Annotated in this window: 16 protein-coding genes; 12 read left to right on the top strand and 4 right to left on the bottom strand. The window is 60.8% G+C overall.

What is annotated here, in order from left to right; genetic code table 11:
* Positions 1-73: 73 nt before the first annotated feature.
* On the bottom strand, positions 74-589 hold the full coding sequence (locus NA645_RS05425; RefSeq protein WP_256047893.1) for a DUF2062 domain-containing protein: 516 nt from the start codon (positions 587-589) through the stop codon (positions 74-76).
* Positions 590-766: 177 nt separating this feature from the next.
* On the opposite strand from NA645_RS05425, the gene NA645_RS05420 reads away from it, so the two are divergent.
* From NA645_RS05420 to murB, 8 genes are all read left to right on the top strand, one after another.
* Complete coding sequence (locus tag NA645_RS05420; RefSeq protein ID WP_256047892.1) at positions 767-2,992, top strand: DNA internalization-related competence protein ComEC/Rec2; 2,226 nt, start codon at positions 767-769, stop codon at positions 2,990-2,992.
* Between the two features lie 71 nt (positions 2,993-3,063).
* Positions 3,064-3,696, top strand: a complete 633-nt coding sequence (locus NA645_RS05415) for a MotA/TolQ/ExbB proton channel family protein (protein WP_131648205.1) — start codon at positions 3,064-3,066, stop codon at positions 3,694-3,696.
* On the top strand, positions 3,693-4,121 hold the full coding sequence (locus tag NA645_RS05410; RefSeq protein ID WP_256047891.1) for an ExbD/TolR family protein: 429 nt from the start codon (positions 3,693-3,695) through the stop codon (positions 4,119-4,121). Before NA645_RS05415 ends, NA645_RS05410 begins: the two co-directional genes overlap by 4 nt.
* Entirely contained in the window at positions 4,121-5,125 is a 1,005-nt protein-coding gene (lpxK, locus tag NA645_RS05405; RefSeq protein ID WP_256047890.1) for a tetraacyldisaccharide 4'-kinase, read from the top strand. Before NA645_RS05410 ends, lpxK begins: the two co-directional genes overlap by 1 nt.
* Before the next feature lie 41 nt (positions 5,126-5,166).
* Complete coding sequence (locus tag NA645_RS05400) at positions 5,167-5,352, top strand: Trm112 family protein (RefSeq protein WP_131648208.1); 186 nt, start codon at positions 5,167-5,169, stop codon at positions 5,350-5,352.
* On the top strand, positions 5,349-6,113 hold the full coding sequence (gene kdsB / locus NA645_RS05395; RefSeq protein WP_256047889.1) for a 3-deoxy-manno-octulosonate cytidylyltransferase: 765 nt from the start codon (positions 5,349-5,351) through the stop codon (positions 6,111-6,113). Before NA645_RS05400 ends, kdsB begins: the two co-directional genes overlap by 4 nt.
* 2 nt (positions 6,114-6,115) lie before the next feature.
* On the top strand, positions 6,116-6,580 hold the full coding sequence (locus NA645_RS05390; RefSeq protein ID WP_256047888.1) for a low molecular weight protein-tyrosine-phosphatase: 465 nt from the start codon (positions 6,116-6,118) through the stop codon (positions 6,578-6,580).
* Entirely contained in the window at positions 6,577-7,596 is a 1,020-nt protein-coding gene (murB, locus tag NA645_RS05385; protein WP_256047887.1) for a UDP-N-acetylmuramate dehydrogenase, read from the top strand. Before NA645_RS05390 ends, murB begins: the two co-directional genes overlap by 4 nt.
* Before the next feature lie 101 nt (positions 7,597-7,697).
* Here the strand turns inward: murB and fdxA are convergent, their stop codons facing one another.
* Together fdxA and mutS are read right to left on the bottom strand one after the other, a co-directional pair.
* Positions 7,698-8,021 (bottom strand): ferredoxin FdxA, encoded by a 324-nt coding sequence (gene fdxA / locus NA645_RS05380; protein ID WP_014851990.1) that lies wholly within the window; start codon positions 8,019-8,021, stop codon positions 7,698-7,700.
* Positions 8,022-8,150: 129 nt separating this feature from the next.
* Positions 8,151-10,730, bottom strand: a complete 2,580-nt coding sequence (gene mutS / locus NA645_RS05375) for a DNA mismatch repair protein MutS (protein ID WP_272891984.1) — start codon at positions 10,728-10,730, stop codon at positions 8,151-8,153.
* 266 nt (positions 10,731-10,996) lie between these two features.
* Here mutS and NA645_RS05370 point away from each other — a divergent pair, with 266 nt between their 5' ends.
* The 4 genes from NA645_RS05370 to recX all read left to right on the top strand — a co-directional run bounded on the left by NA645_RS05370 (position 10,997) and on the right by recX (position 13,433).
* Complete coding sequence (locus tag NA645_RS05370; protein WP_256047886.1) at positions 10,997-11,164, top strand: hypothetical protein; 168 nt, start codon at positions 10,997-10,999, stop codon at positions 11,162-11,164.
* 167 nt (positions 11,165-11,331) lie between these two features.
* Positions 11,332-11,826: a CinA family protein gene (locus NA645_RS05365; protein WP_256047885.1), complete on the top strand. Its 495-nt coding sequence runs from the start codon at positions 11,332-11,334 to the stop codon at positions 11,824-11,826.
* A 90-nt stretch (positions 11,827-11,916) separates the two neighbouring features.
* Positions 11,917-12,960: a recombinase RecA gene (gene recA / locus NA645_RS05360; RefSeq protein WP_181102714.1), complete on the top strand. Its 1,044-nt coding sequence runs from the start codon at positions 11,917-11,919 to the stop codon at positions 12,958-12,960.
* 5 nt (positions 12,961-12,965) lie between these two features.
* Positions 12,966-13,433 carry a recombination regulator RecX gene (recX, locus tag NA645_RS05355; protein ID WP_256047884.1) on the top strand — a complete coding sequence of 156 codons (468 nt, stop codon included), beginning with the start codon at positions 12,966-12,968 and terminating at the stop codon, positions 13,431-13,433.
* A 77-nt stretch (positions 13,434-13,510) separates the two neighbouring features.
* On the opposite strand, the gene NA645_RS05350 is transcribed toward recX, so the two are convergent.
* Entirely contained in the window at positions 13,511-14,593 is a 1,083-nt protein-coding gene (locus NA645_RS05350; protein WP_256047883.1) for an LOG family protein, read from the bottom strand.
* Positions 14,594-14,743: the final 150 nt, after the last annotated feature.

Here is a 14,743-nt window from a genome sequence, read left to right as displayed (position 1 = left end):
TCAATGTCGTTGCGCCTTGGCTCGCCATGCTCAGGCATTCAACGGTTGCCAGCCGTGAAAAAGGGTGGGGGAGTCAGCGGCGATTCTGCTGGCGTTTGCGCCAGCTGCGGCCAACCCACCAGCGCCAATATGCCTGGGTGGCAACGTAGCCCAATACCGATAGCACTATGGCGGCGACGAAGGAGCCTAGATAAAGCGGTTGCCAATGGCTATTGAGCATCTGGCGCACCCAGGCGAGGCTCAGTTCCACCGGCATTGGCGAGGCCGGAGTATCCATAAGCCAGGCACCAATCTTGTAGTTGCAATAGAAAATCGGCGGCATGGTCAGAGGATTGGTCAGCCATACCAGGCCTATGGCAATTGGCAGGTTGGCTCTGGCGGGCACTGCGCAAACTGCGGCGACGAGCATCTGCATAGGCATGGGAATCATGGCCCAGAACAGGCCGATAGCCATCGCCCTGGAAACGGAATGCCGGTTGAGGTGCAGCAGGTTGGGATCGTGAATCAGCGCGCCAAGAAAGCGCAGGGACTTGTCCTCTTTTATGCGATCCGGGTGCGGCATGTAGCGTTTGAAAAAGCGACGCGGCATGGCGTTTCTCTGGCAGGCGTAAGCACGGCGATTATGCCTGAAACGAGACCCGGCACTGCTAGAGTTTGTGACATTAGGTATACACTGCCCCGGCCGACAGGATGTCGAGCTTCGTAGTAGACCACCCGATTATTCGGGTCGCGTTTATTGTTTTCGGAAGGGAATCCGGGAGATGTAATGCGTACAGCGATGCTGGCGCTGGCGGCAGGCCTCCTACTGCTGCGCTTTCTACCGCAGTTACCACCAATGTGGGCGCTGCCCCTCATCTGCATGTCCGGTTTGGCGCTGCTACCGTCGCGCTTTTGGCCGGGCGCTTTTTTCTGCTTTGGATTTGGCTGGGCCTGCTTGAGTGCTCATTGGGCGCTGGATGATCGCTTGCCGGTAGAACTCGACGGACGCACCTTCTGGATGGAAGGACGCGTGACCGGACTGCCGGACATCAGTGATGGCGTGGTGCGGTTCGAACTGGTGGATATTTCGTCGCGTCATGCCGGTCTACCATCGCGGGTGCGATTGGCTTGGTACGGCGGGCCGGTATTGCAGGCCGGAGAACGCTGGCGGCTTGCAGCCAAGCTGAAACGACCACGTGGTCTGGTCAATCCGAACTCGTTCGATTACGAGGCCTGGCTGCTGGCGCGGCGGATTGGCGCCAGCGGCACGATCAAGGCCGGCGAGCGCGTGTCGGTCGCGCAAGGAAATCAGTCGTGGCGTGATCGGCTGCGCCAACGCTTGTTAGCAGTCGATGCGCAGGGACGCTCGGGCGCAATCGCAGCGCTGGTGGTTGGCGACGACAGTGGTTTGTCTACGTCCGACTGGCGGATCCTTCAAGACACCGGAACCGTGCACCTAATGGTGATCTCGGGACAGCATGTAGGGATGCTGGCCGGCCTGCTTTATGGCCTGGTCGCGCTGATGGCGCGCTGGGGTATCTGGCCACCAAGGGTCGCCTGGCTGCCGTGGGCGTGTGGCTTCGCTTTGGTAGGTGCGCTTGGATACGGCTGGCTGGCGGGCTTCGAAGTGCCGGTGCAGCGCGCTTGCATGATGGTCGCGCTGGTGCTTCTGTGGCGCTTGCGCTTTCGACATCTCGGCGTATGGCTGCCCCTGTTGATCGCGCTCAATGGTGTCCTGCTGCTAGATCCGCTGGTAAGCCTGCAACCGGGGTTCTGGCTGTCGTTCCTGGCGGTGGCATTACTCGTTCTGATCTTTCGTGGTCGACTCGGTAGCTGGATCTGGTGGAGGGCGTTGGGTCGCGCTCAGTGGGGTATGGCGTTCGGCTTGTTACCAGTATTGCTTGCGTTGGGCTTGCCGGTAAGCCTGAGCGGCCCGATCGCCAATCTGTTTGCCGTGCCGCTGGTCAGTACGCTGATCGTACCCTTGTCATTATTAGGCACCTCGCTGTTGTGGCTACCGGATGTCGGTGAGCTGCTGCTATGGCTGGCTGGTGGGCTGCTGGCGTTTCTGTTCGATGCGCTGCAATGGCTCGCTGGCTGGCAACCGGCATGGCTGTCAACGTCCTTGCCGCTGTGGAGTTGGTTGCTGGTTGCGCTGGGCATGCTATTGATCTTGTTGCCGTCCGGAGTGCCGTTCCGGGCGCTAGGGTGGGCGCTCTTCGTGCCCTTGCTGTTTCCACCGGCGAACACACCCGCTGTAGGGCAGGCGGAAGTGTGGGTGTTCGATGTCGGTCAGGGGCTGGCGGTGCTGGTGCGTACGCGTGAGCATGCCTTGCTATATGACGCGGGGCCGCGCTACGGGGACTTCGATATCGGCGAGCGTGTTGTGTTTCCTTCGCTAAGGGCGTTGGGGCTGGCCGATCTCGATCTGCTGATCCTCAGCCATGCTGATAGTGATCATTCGGGAGGCGCCGAGGCAATTCAGCGATTGCTACCGGCAGCACGGGTACTCAGCGGCGAACCGGAGCGACTACCTGCTACGTTGGGCGCCGAGTGGTGCCGTCCAGGAGATCGTTGGGAGTGGGATCAGGTCAGTTTCACGCTTTGGCAATGGTCAGAAAGCAAAAATAGCAACCAATCTTCTTGCGTACTGTTGGTCGAAGCGGCTGGCGAGCGGCTGTTACTCACCGGGGACATCGATGCGACAGCGGAACAGGCGCTGATAGCGAGCGATATGCCACTCGAGGTGCGATGGCTGCTGGTGCCGCACCATGGTAGTCGCAGCTCGTCTTCTGCGGCGTTCATCGAGGCGGCGGGTGCTGAAGGGGCGCTGGTCTCGCGCAGCTTTCATAATGCTTTCGGTCATCCGCATCCGGACGTCGTGCAGCGTCTGCAAGCATCCAATACGCAGCTTTACGACACCGCCGAGCAGGGTGCCATACGAATCCTTCTCGGGCGTTTCGAATCCGCGCAGGGATTGCGCGCCGAACGGCGATTCTGGCGGGAAAAATGAGAACCGAGGCCGTCGGCTGCCCATTGACCCTATGCTAGAGTGGCGCCACTTTTTCGAGGGGGATTCATCTCGTGTGGGAGCTGGTTAAAGCGGGCGGCTGGATAATGCTGCCAATCATTTTCTGTTCCATCGCTGCCGCTGGTATCGTCGCCGAAAGGCTGTGGACGCTACGGCCTGCTCGCGTGACCCCGCCGCATCTGCTCGGCCAGGTATGGAAATGGATCAAGGACAAGAAGCTCAGTAATCAGAAGCTCAAGGAGTTGCGCGCCGATTCGCCGCTAGGCGAGATTTTGGCAGCAGGTCTGGCCAACTCCAAACATGGCCGGGAGATCATGAAAGAGTGCATCGAGGAGGCTGCGGCGCGTGTCGTCCATGATCTCGAGCGTTACCTCAATGCACTGGGCACCATCGCCGGGATCGCGCCGCTGCTCGGGCTGCTGGGTACGGTGCTTGGGATGATCGAGATTTTCAGCGCCTTCATGGGCTCCGGCATGGCCAACGCACCGTTGCTCGCAGCCGGTATCTCCAAAGCGTTGATCACTACTGCAGCAGGTTTGATGGTCGGCATCCCGGCATTGTTTTTCCATCGTTTCCTGCTACGCCGCGTCGAAGAACTGGTGGTCGGCATGGAGCAGGAAGCGATCAAGCTGGTCGAGGTCGTACAGGGTGACCGTGACGTCGATCTGGGTGAGGGCAAGGCGTGAAGTTTCGACGCAAGGCGCGGGAAAACGTCGATATCGGCCTGGCACCGCTGATCGATGTAGTGTTTATCCTGCTGCTGTTCTTCGTGGTGACGACAACCTTCACCCGTGAAACCCAGCTCCAGGTCGATCTGCCTGAAGCGGCCAGCGGTACGCCACCACAGCAAGCAGAGACAAAGCGGCTGGAAGTGGTCATCGATGTCGAAGGCAAATTCACCCTCAATGGCAAGACCTTGATCAAGCATGATCTGAGCACGCTCATGGCAGCACTCAGCAAGGAATCAGAGGGCGACACCAATCTGCCGATGGTGATCAGCGCCGACGGTAAGACGCCACATCAGGCGGTCATCACCGCCATGGATGCGGCGGGCAAATTGGGCTTTGCACAGCTGCGCATCACTACCGTCGAGGCCCAGCCGGAACCCTGATGTCCTTTGCCGAACGTCTACAGCGAGCCTGGTATGAAGGGCACCCGGCTCTGGCCCTGCTCGCCCCATTGGAGGCGGTTTACCGGCGGGTGGTCGTTACCAAGCGACAGAAGTTTCTCAGTGGTTCGACCGACCGTTATCGGGCCCCGGTGCCCGTGGTGGTGGTGGGCAATATCACCGTTGGCGGAACCGGCAAGACGCCTCTGATTCTCTGGCTCATCGAGCATTGTTGCCAGCGCGGCCTTAAGGTCGGCGTGGTCAGTCGGGGTTACGGCGCCACGCCACCGGCCCATCCGTGGCGGGTAATGCCCGAGCAGACAGCGGCCGAGGCGGGCGACGAGCCGTTACTGATCGCGCAACGGACGGGCGTACCGGTGATGATCGATCCGGATCGCGCCCGTGCGGTTCGCGAGCTACTCAAGAGCGAATCGCTCGATCTGATTCTTTCCGACGATGGTTTACAGCACTACCGGCTTGCACGTGATCTTGAGCTGGTGCTTATCGATGCCGCCCGCGGGCTCGGCAACCGTCGCTGCCTGCCGGCCGGCCCATTGCGTGAGCCAGTGGAGCGGCTGGAGTCGGTCGATGCGGTGCTTTTCAATGGAGCGCTCGCCGACGACCCCTCCGGTTTCGCCTTCGCCCTGCAGCCATCACGTTTGGTCGAGTTGGTCAGCGGACAGAGCTGGCCGCTCGATCATTTCCCGCCGGGTCAGCAGCTGCATGCGGTCGCCGGAATCGGTAATCCGCAGCGTTTCTTCACCACGCTCGAGGCGCTACACTGGCGACCGATTCCGCACCCCTTTGCCGATCACGCTCGCTATAGCCTGGAGCAGTTGAGTTTCAGCCCCGAGCTCCCCTTAGTGATGACGGAGAAGGATGCGGTCAAATGCCGGGCATTCGCGTTGCCGGGTTGGTGCTATCTGCAGGTACAGGCCGCGCCTTCGGCGGCATTCGTGACCTGGTTCGATGCCCAGCTGGACCGACTGCTGCCGGAACACCCCTAAGCCGCTCGACTTGCCTGGTGCGGTCGATCCAAGGACTGCGCATGGATACCAAACTGCTCGATATTCTCGCCTGCCCCCTCTGCAAGGGTCCGCTGAAGCTGGCCGACGACAAGTCCGAACTGATCTGCAAGGCTGACGGCATGGCCTTTCCCGTGCGAGACGGGATCCCGGTGATGTTGGAGAGTGAAGCCCGCACCCTCGAAGTGGATGAGCGTCTGGACAAATGAGTAGCTCCTATACCGTTGTGATCCCGGCGCGTTACGCGTCCAGCCGCTTGCCTGGCAAACCGCTACAAGATATCGCAGGCAAACCGATGATCCGCCACGTCTGGGAACAGGCGTGCAAGAGTGGTGCGCAACGGGTGGTGGTGGCGACCGATGACCAGCGCATTCTGGAGGCCTGCGAAGGCTTTGGTGCGGACGCCGTGCTGACCCGAGTCGAGCACAACTCGGGGACGGATCGCCTTGCCGAAGTGGCGGAAAAGCTGGGTCTCGCGACAGATGCAATAGTGGTCAATGTGCAGGGCGACGAGCCGTTGATTCCCCCTTCGGTGATCGATCAGGTCGCATTCAACCTGGCCGCGCACTCCGAGGCGGCAATCGCTACCCTTGCCGAGCCGATCAGCGATTCGCAGGCGTTGTTCAATCCGAACGTGGTCAAAGTGCTCAGCGATATCAATGGTTTGGCGCTGACGTTCAGCCGTGCACCACTGCCTTGGGCGCGGGACGAATTTGCACAGGACCGGAATGCTTTGCCGTCCGGCGTTCCATATCGCCGACATATCGGTATCTATGCCTACCGAGCCGGGTTCCTGGCTGACTTCGTAGCCTGGGGCCCTTGCTGGCTGGAGAACACCGAGTGTCTTGAGCAGCTGCGTGCCCTCTGGCACGGCCAGCGTATTCACGTGGCCGATGCGGTCGAGGCGCCTCCGGCAGGGGTCGACACCGCCGAGGATCTCGAGCGCGTCCGTAAGTTGCTCGGAGCCTGAGCGTGAAGGTTCTGTTCGTTTGCATGGGGAATATCTGCCGTTCGCCCACTGCCGAGGCCGTGTTTCGTAAGTGTGTTCAGGATGCCCAGTTGGATGATCGAATCAGCATCGATTCGGCCGGAACCGGTGACTGGCACGTTGGAAATGGGCCGGATCAGCGGTCTTGCCTGGCTGCCGCCAAGCGAGGCTACGACCTCAGTGCGTTGAGAGCGCGGCAGGTGGTAGAGGACGACTTCCGGCGCTTCGATCTGGTTCTGGCGATGGATCATGACAACCTGGAGCGATTACAGGCGCTGCGGCCCGCTGATTCTCGCAGTGAACTCGACCTGTTCCTGCGCCGCTACAAGCTGGGCGAGGACATAGTGCCCGATCCGTATTTTGGTGGCGACGAGGGCTTCGAGCGGGTGCTTGAGTTGGTGGAGAGGGCATCCGCGGCGCTGCTCGACGAAATCCGGGGGCGTTTGTGAGTCTTCTCATCGAACAGAGTCGCTCGCTTAAACCATTCAATACCTTCGCCGTCGAGGCGCGCGCGACGCGCTTTGCCGAAGCGCATGACGATCAAGAGGTCATCGAAGCGCTCGCAGAGGCTAGGCGTCTCGGCGTTCGACCGTGGATGCTCGGCGGCGGCAGCAACTTGGTGCTGACCGGGGATGTGGATGCACTAGTGCTGCGTATGGCCAGCAGAGGCATTCGGATTGTCGAGGATGACGGGGAGCGGGCGGTGATCGAGGTGGAGGCGGGAGAACCCTGGCATCCCTTCGTGCTGCACAGTCTGGCGCTCGGCCTGTGCGGGCTGGAAAATCTCAGTCTGATACCAGGCACCGTCGGCGCCGCGCCCATTCAGAATGTCGGAGCGTACGGCGTCGAGATCAAGGATGTCTTCGCGGGGCTGACGGCATTGGATCGGGAAACCGGAGAGCTCGTTGAGTTCGGTCTGCAGGCGTGCGAATTCGGTTATCGCGACAGCGTGTTCAAGCGCCAGTCCGAGCGCTATATCATTCTGCGGGTGCGCTTCGCGTTGCAGCGGACACCGAATCTAAAGCTCGAATACGGACCGCTTCGTCATTGGCTGCAACAGCATGCTATAGAGGCCCCGACGCCGGCGGATGTAAGCCGTGCAATATGTTCGATTCGCAGCGAGAAACTGCCCGATCCGAGCGTCCTGGGCAACGCCGGCAGCTTCTTTAAGAACCCTTTGGTGTCTCAGGCGGCAGCTGACACCTTGCGCGAACGCTTTCCGGAGCTGGTGGCGTTTGTGCAGGGGGATGGGCAGGTCAAGCTTGCGGCTGGTTGGCTGATCGAAAGGGCCGGCTGGAAAGGTTATCGGGAAGGTGATGCTGGCGTGCATAAACTGCAGGCACTGGTTCTCGTCAACTACGGTGAGGCCACCGGACGGCAGATTCTGGAGCTTGCTCGGCGCATTCAGAGGGATATTGGCGAGCGTTTCGGTGTGCAGCTGGAAATAGAGCCGAACGTTATCTAGCCGACCTGCCGAGGCCCGCTACTTTCCGGTTGAGTTGACTGCCAGGATTGAACGAAAAAGGGATGCAGAAGCATCCCTTTTTCTTTGTTATCGGTAGCGGCTCAGCGCTCCAGATACTGCAGCTTGTCCTTTACGCCGTCCCATTCTTCGGCGTCAGGCAGCGAGTCCTTCTTCTCAGTGATGTTCGGCCAAACTTCAGCCAGATCAGCGTTCAGCTCGATGTATTCCTGCTGGTCTTCCGGCACCTCGTCTTCGGAGAAGATCGCTTGGGCGGGGCATTCCGGCTCGCAGAGCGCGCAATCGATGCACTCGTCCGGGTGAATGACTAGGAAGTTCGGGCCTTCGTAGAAACAGTCCACCGGACAGACTTCTACGCAATCGGTGTACTTGCACTTGATGCAGTTGTCGGTGACGACGAAGGTCATTTCTATTATCTCCTCAGGCGTTTCGGGTGGCGTTGCAATGATGCCCCCGGTTCGGCAGGCTCAGCGGCACCAGGCAAATGCCGCTCATGTCCAAAAATGCGCGCGATTCTAGCAGCTTTTTGCGGCCCGTCAGATTTGCGTTTTCAGCTTGTATAGCAGCTCCAGCGCCTGACGCGGGGTCAGGTCATCGGGCTGAACCTTGCCCAGCGCCTCGATGACCGGGTGCGGCAGGCTGGCAAACAGATCGTTCTGCAGCGGCGGCGCGGGCTGGCCGGGCTCTATTTTCGGCATTTCGTGGGGCAGGCTGGTGGTTTCCAGGCGCGACAGATGGTCGCGGGCGCGCTGGATCACTTCGCCCGGCACGCCGGCCAGCTGCGCCACTGCTAGGCCGTAGCTTTGGCTGGCTGGGCCGGGCAGTACGTGATGCAGGAAGACGATGCGCTCGTTGTGCTCGGTGGCTGACAGATGCACGTTGGCCACCACCGGTTCGCTTTCCGGCAGCACGGTCAGCTCGAAATAGTGAGTGGCGAACAGCGTGAAGGCGCGAAGCTTGGCCAGGTGTTCGGCAGCGGCCCAGGCCAGCGACAGGCCGTCGAAGGTGCTGGTGCCACGGCCGACTTCATCCATCAATACCAAGCTGCGGTCGCTGGCGTTATGCAGGATGTTGGCGGTTTCGCTCATCTCCACCATAAAAGTGGAGCGACCGCCGGCCAGGTCATCGGAAGAGCCGATACGGGTGAATATGCGGTCCACCAGCGACAGCTCGCAGGCCTTGGCCGGGACGAAGCTGCCGATTTGCGCCAGCAACACGATCAGCGCCGTCTGGCGCATGTAGGTGGATTTACCGCCCATGTTCGGCCCGGTGATCACCAGCATGCGGGTGTCGTCGTCGAGTCCCAGGTCGTTGGCGACGAAGGGCGTCTGCAGCACCTGCTCGACTACCGGATGACGGCCCTGCTCGATGCGCATGCAGGGCTGTTCGACGAAGCGTGGACGGTTCAGATCGAGGGTCAGCGCGCGTTCGGCGAGGTTGCTCAGCACGTCCAGCTCGGCCAGCGCGGCGGCGGAGTCCTGCAGCGGCGCCAGATGGCCGATCAGCAGTTCCAGCAATTCCTCATAGAGCAGCTTTTCGCGGGCCAGGGCACGGCTCTTGGCCGACAATGCCTTGTCCTCGAACTCCTTGAGTTCTGGCGTGATAAAGCGCTCGGCGCCCTTGAGCGTTTGCCTGCGGATGTAGTCGGCGGGGGCGGATTCGGCCTGCTTGCTCGGCAGCTCGATGAAATAGCCGTGGACGCGGTTGTAGCCGACCTTGAGGTTGGCCAGCCCGGTGCGTGCCTTCTCGCGCGTCTCCAGGTCCATCAGGTACTGGCCGGCGTTCTCGGAGAGCGACTGTAATTCGTCCAGCTCCGCATCGTAGCCGGTCTTGAGCACGCCGCCTTCGCGTATCACCGCAGGCGGGTTGTCGATGATGGCGCGGGCCAACAGCTCAGCCAGTTCAGGGTAGGTGCGGATGCTCGCGGCCAGTTCGATCAGGTGCGGCGCCACCAGCTCCTGCATGCCCGCCTGCAGTTGCGGCAGGGCGGCAAGCGCATCGCGCAGGCGGGCCAGGTCACGCGGGCGAGCGTTGCGCAGACCAATCCGGGCAAGGATGCGTTCCAGGTCGCCGATTTCCTTGAGCTGCGGCTGGACCTGCTCGAAGCGGTAGTGTTCTAGCAGGCAGGTGATCGAGTCCTGGCGCGCTTCCAGCACGTGGCGATCGCGCAGCGGGCGGTTCAGCCAGCGGCTCAGCAGGCGCGAACCCATGGCGGTCTGGCAGCGGTCGACCACCGATTGCAGGGTGTTGTCGCGCCCGCCGCCAAGGTTGATGTCCAGCTCCAGGTTGCGTCGGGTGGCGCCGTCCAGTACCACGCTGTCGTCGAGGCGTTCATGACGCAGGCTGCGCAGATGGTGTAGGGCGGTGCGCTGGGTCTCCTTGGCATAGGTCAGCAGGCAGCCGGCGGCACCGATGGCCAGGGTCAGCTTCTCGCAGCCGAAGCCTTTCAGGTCCTGGGTCGTGAACTGCTGGCAGAGGCCCTTGAAGGCGCTGTCGCGGTCGAAATCCCAAGGCGCGCGACGGCGCACGCCACGGCGTCTTTCCAACGGCAGGCCTGCGGGCCAGTCATCGGGGATCATCAGTTCGGCGGGATTCAACCGCTCCACTTCGGCTAGCAGGGTTTCCCAGCCGCCGAATTCCTGCACCGTGAAGCGACCACTGGTGATGTCCAGCACCGAGAGTCCGAACAACCTCTCATCGCCGACCACCGCGGCCAGCAGGTTGTCGCGATGTTCATCGAGCAGCGCCTCGTCGCTCACCGTGCCAGGGGTAACGATGCGAACCACCTGGCGCTCCACCGGTCCCTTGCTGGTGGCCGGATCGCCTATTTGCTCACAGATCACCACTGACTCGCCAAGCTTCACCAGGCGGCTGAGATAGCCCTCGGCAGAATGAAAGGGAATCCCGGCCATGGGGATGGCATTACCGCCCGACTGGCCACGCGCGGTGAGAGTGATATCCAGTAGTTTGGCAGCCTTCTTGGCGTCCTCGTAGAACAGCTCATAGAAGTCGCCCATGCGGTAGAACATCAGCTGATCTGGATGCTCGCGCTTGAGCTTCCAATATTGCTGCATCATGGGCGTATGTTTGGAAAGATCCTGAATATCTTTTTTCATCAATGAATTAGAGCTGTTCGAGTGTTTGCGGTGGGGCAAGATTGAGGTCAGGCAGTCGGGTTGTATTCGCGCCGAATGGTTCGAAGTTCGCCGCTCGTCCTTTTGGGGGACGCAAGGTTATCACGGCCATCAGTCCGGGCTAACGCGCGGTCGGAAGCGAATGTCGACGGGGGACGTCGGCCTGATCCTGACTGGCGGTCTGCACGATCCATCTCTGTGCCGCTCGAATGACAGTAGGCCACAGGCGGCCTCGTTGGAGGTGAATGATGCAAGACCAAAGCGACCCTAACAATCCCGATTCGTCTGCGCAGCTACCCGGCGACCCGGAAGGCGCCGGCATCGACGACGCACCCATGTCGGATCCGGACAATGGCGAGCTGACCGACGAGGACGTCGAGTTGTTCGAGGACGATCCAGACATTCCGACGGTCTGAAAGGCTTCCGCTTGAAGATGATCAGCCCCGCTTCGGCGGGGCTGTTTTCTATTGTCCAAGGACAGCTTTGGAATGCGTGCTGATTCCAATGGGCCAACGGAAGACCGGCTGTACAGCGCCTTTGGCTGAGGTAGGCTGTAGTCTTTCGTTGCTCTGAGGACATCGCGATGAACCCGACCGAAGCACTCGCCGCCGAACTGGGCCGCGCGCTGCAGCTTGCCAGTGCACAGGTCACTACTGCCGAATCCTGTACAGGCGGCGGCATCGCCGAAGCCATTACCCGCATCGCTGGCAGCTCGTCCTGGTTCGAGGCGGGTTTCGTCACCTACTCCAACGTGCAAAAGACACGTCAGCTGGGAGTGCCAGCTGATCTGTTCGCCCAGGTCGGTGCAGTCAGTCAGGAGGTTGTAGAAGCGATGGTGCGTGGTGCACTGCGCGCCAGCGGAGCGCATTACGGCGTCGCCGTTAGCGGTATTGCGGGCCCAGGTGGTGGTTCGCCGGAGAAACCGGTTGGCACCGTGTGGCTGGCTTGGGCGGCAGGTGACCAGATCGTTGCCAAGCGCTTCCAGTTCGACGGCGACCGGCAGGCCGTACGTGAGCAGAGCGTGGACGCCGCGCTCGTCGGATTAATCCGGCTCGCGGCGGGAGAAAAATCGGTTTAGGGCTAGGCGCTTTATTTTGCCTATGCTCTAATACTGTCTACTTATACAGTTGTCGTGGCCTCTGGCCCTCTTGATCAAGTGAGGATTGTAATGGACGAGAACAAGAAGCGCGCCTTGGCCGCCGCCTTGGGCCAGATCGAAAAGCAGTTCGGTAAAGGTGCGGTCATGCGTATGGGCGATCACGATCGCCAGGCTATTCCTTCTATCTCTACCGGCTCGCTGGGCCTGGATATCGCACTGGGCATTGGCGGTCTGCCGAAAGGCCGTATCGTCGAGATCTATGGTCCCGAGTCCTCGGGCAAGACCACCATGACGCTGTCGGTGATTGCCGAGGCGCAGAAGGCGGGTGCTACCTGCGCCTTCGTCGATGCCGAACATGCATTGGATCCCGATTACGCCGGCAAGCTCGGTGTCAATGTCGATGACTTGTTGGTCTCTCAGCCGGACACCGGCGAGCAGGCGCTGGAAATCACCGACATGCTGGTGCGTTCCAATGCCGTCGACGTGATCATCGTCGACTCGGTGGCGGCGCTGGTACCCAAGGCGGAAATCGAAGGCGAAATGGGCGATACCCACGTAGGCCTGCAGGCGCGTCTGATGTCTCAAGCGCTGCGCAAGATCACGGGCAACATCAAGAACGCCAACTGCCTGGTCATCTTCATCAACCAGATCCGAATGAAGATCGGTGTGATGTTCGGTAGCCCAGAAACGACTACTGGTGGTAACGCGCTGAAGTTTTACGCCTCGGTACGCCTGGATATTCGTCGTACCGGTGCAGTGAAGGAAGGCGACGAGGTGGTTGGCAGCGAAACGCGCGTCAAGGTCGTTAAGAACAAGGTGGCGCCGCCGTTCCGCCAGGCCGAGTTCCAGATCCTCTATGGCAAGGGCATTTACCGCAACGGCGAAGTCATCGACCTCGGTGTGCAGCAGGGCTTGGTTGAAAAGTCCGGTGCCTGGTACGCCTACAAAGGCAACAAGATCGGTCAGGGTAAGGCTAACGCCGCTAAATACCTGGAAGAAAATCCGGAAATTGGCCGCGAGATCGAGCAACAGATCCGCGACAAATTGTTGGTGGTCGCACCGAACACCAAAGCCAACCCGGTGGCTGAAGATCTGGCCGAAGCCGATCTCTGATCCGTATGCCGGTTGTGCTCGATAGTCCCGCCGCCGTGCGGCGGGCAGCCATGGATCTTCTGGCCCGTCGCGAACATGGGCGCATCGAGCTCAGCCGCAAGCTGCGCACGCGCGGCGCGCTGCCCGAACTCATCGAGCCGGCGCTGGATCGGTTGAGCGAGGAGGGGTTACTCAGCGAAGCACGCTATCTGGAAAGCTTCGTCCGTATGCGTGCAAACGCGGGGTACGGCCCCTTGCGTATTCGTGAGGAGCTGTCCCAGCGAGGGCTGGCCCGTGACGATATCGAGCAGGCGTTGCGTGACAGCGGCTTCGATTGGAGTGCGCAGTTACATGAGGTCTGGATGCGCAAATTCGCCGGCGAGCTGCCGAGCGATCAGCGGGAACGCGCTCGGCAGGGCCGATTCCTCAGTTACCGCGGTTACCCTCTGGACATGATCGGCCAGCTGTTAAAGCGCGGATCGCTCGATAGCTGAGGCGCGGGCGCTGAATCCTCTCGTATCATGTGTCCGGGCGTGGGTGGCGGATGGCAGTCTATCCGTGGTTCAGTCGTTTAATCCGGCGAAACTGCCCAGTTCTGCCGCTCATTGATGAAGTCGGTCAGCTCGCGTAGACGACCGTGGTCGCGGCCATTGAATACGAAGCTCAGCCGCGGCAGCTGTCGCAACTCCGGCTCATCCAGTTCCATCGCGCAGCATGGCTGCTGGTCGAAGCAACCCTTCAGGCAAAGATCTACGAATTCCGTGTTCAGAACGTCCAGTGCGGCGTCGGTCAGCTGGTGGTTCAAGCGCATGACGAAGCGGTCTTTCCACCAGCGGCTCGAATGGAAGTTGCTGTAGAACTTATCAATTTCTACGGCAGCGTCTTCGGCGTTATCAACCAGCCGCATCAGGCGCATGTCGGTGGGCAGTATGTAGCGATTGCCTTCAAGTTGGCGGCGCATGAAGTCCAGCGCGTCCTTCCAGAAGGAGCCGCCGGGCTCGTCCAACAGAACGACAGGCACCAATGGGCTCTTTCCCGTCTGTATCAGCGTCAGCACTTCCAATGCTTCATCCAGCGTGCCGAATCCTCCGGGACACAGGACCAATGCATCGGCTTCCTTGATGAAGAACAGCTTGCGCACGAAAAAGAAGTGGAAGGACAGCAAATGCTCAGTACCGTCCACCGTGGGGTTGGCGCGTTGCTCGAAGGGTAGGGTGATATTCAGTCCGAGGCTGTTGTCCGTGCCGGCGCCCTCATGGGCGGCCGCCATGATGCCACCGCCGGCCCCGGTAATGACCATCAGGTCGTAGCGTGCCAAGGTTTCACCCAGTTCGCGTGCCAGCGCATACAGCGGATGCTCGACGGGCGTACGTGCCGAGCCGAACACCGTGACCTTGCGGCGCCGCTTGAACGGTTCGAGTCGGCTGAAGGCATGCTCCATTTCGCGCATGGTCTGCAGCATTATCTTGGCATTCCAACGGCTTCGATCCGCTTGCGCCAGGCGCATGATGGTGATCAGCATTTCGCGGTAAAGGGGAAGGTTCGGGCTGTCCGTCGGTACAACCAAAGCCACCAAGTCATCAACCCTTTTCGACAGCTCGGCACCGCTGGCCGCGAAATGTCGTGATAAGTCGTTGTCTGGTTCAAAAGGCATACTACGTCTCCCTGCATTGGAACCTGCGGCGTTGCTCTGGGCCGCCTTGCGCGAGGGGTTCGCGCGGTGTGCTTAAGCTTGCCAGTAATCTTTGGAACAGACCAAGATCGGGCAATGCTCTATGCCTTTTGAAGTTAACGGTGGCCCATC

Source organism: Stutzerimonas stutzeri (assembly GCF_024448955.1).
GTDB lineage: Bacteria > Pseudomonadota > Gammaproteobacteria > Pseudomonadales > Pseudomonadaceae > Stutzerimonas > Stutzerimonas stutzeri_AQ.
Note: the sequence above shows the minus strand (reverse complement) of the source record. Positions and strands in the feature narration are given on the sequence as shown.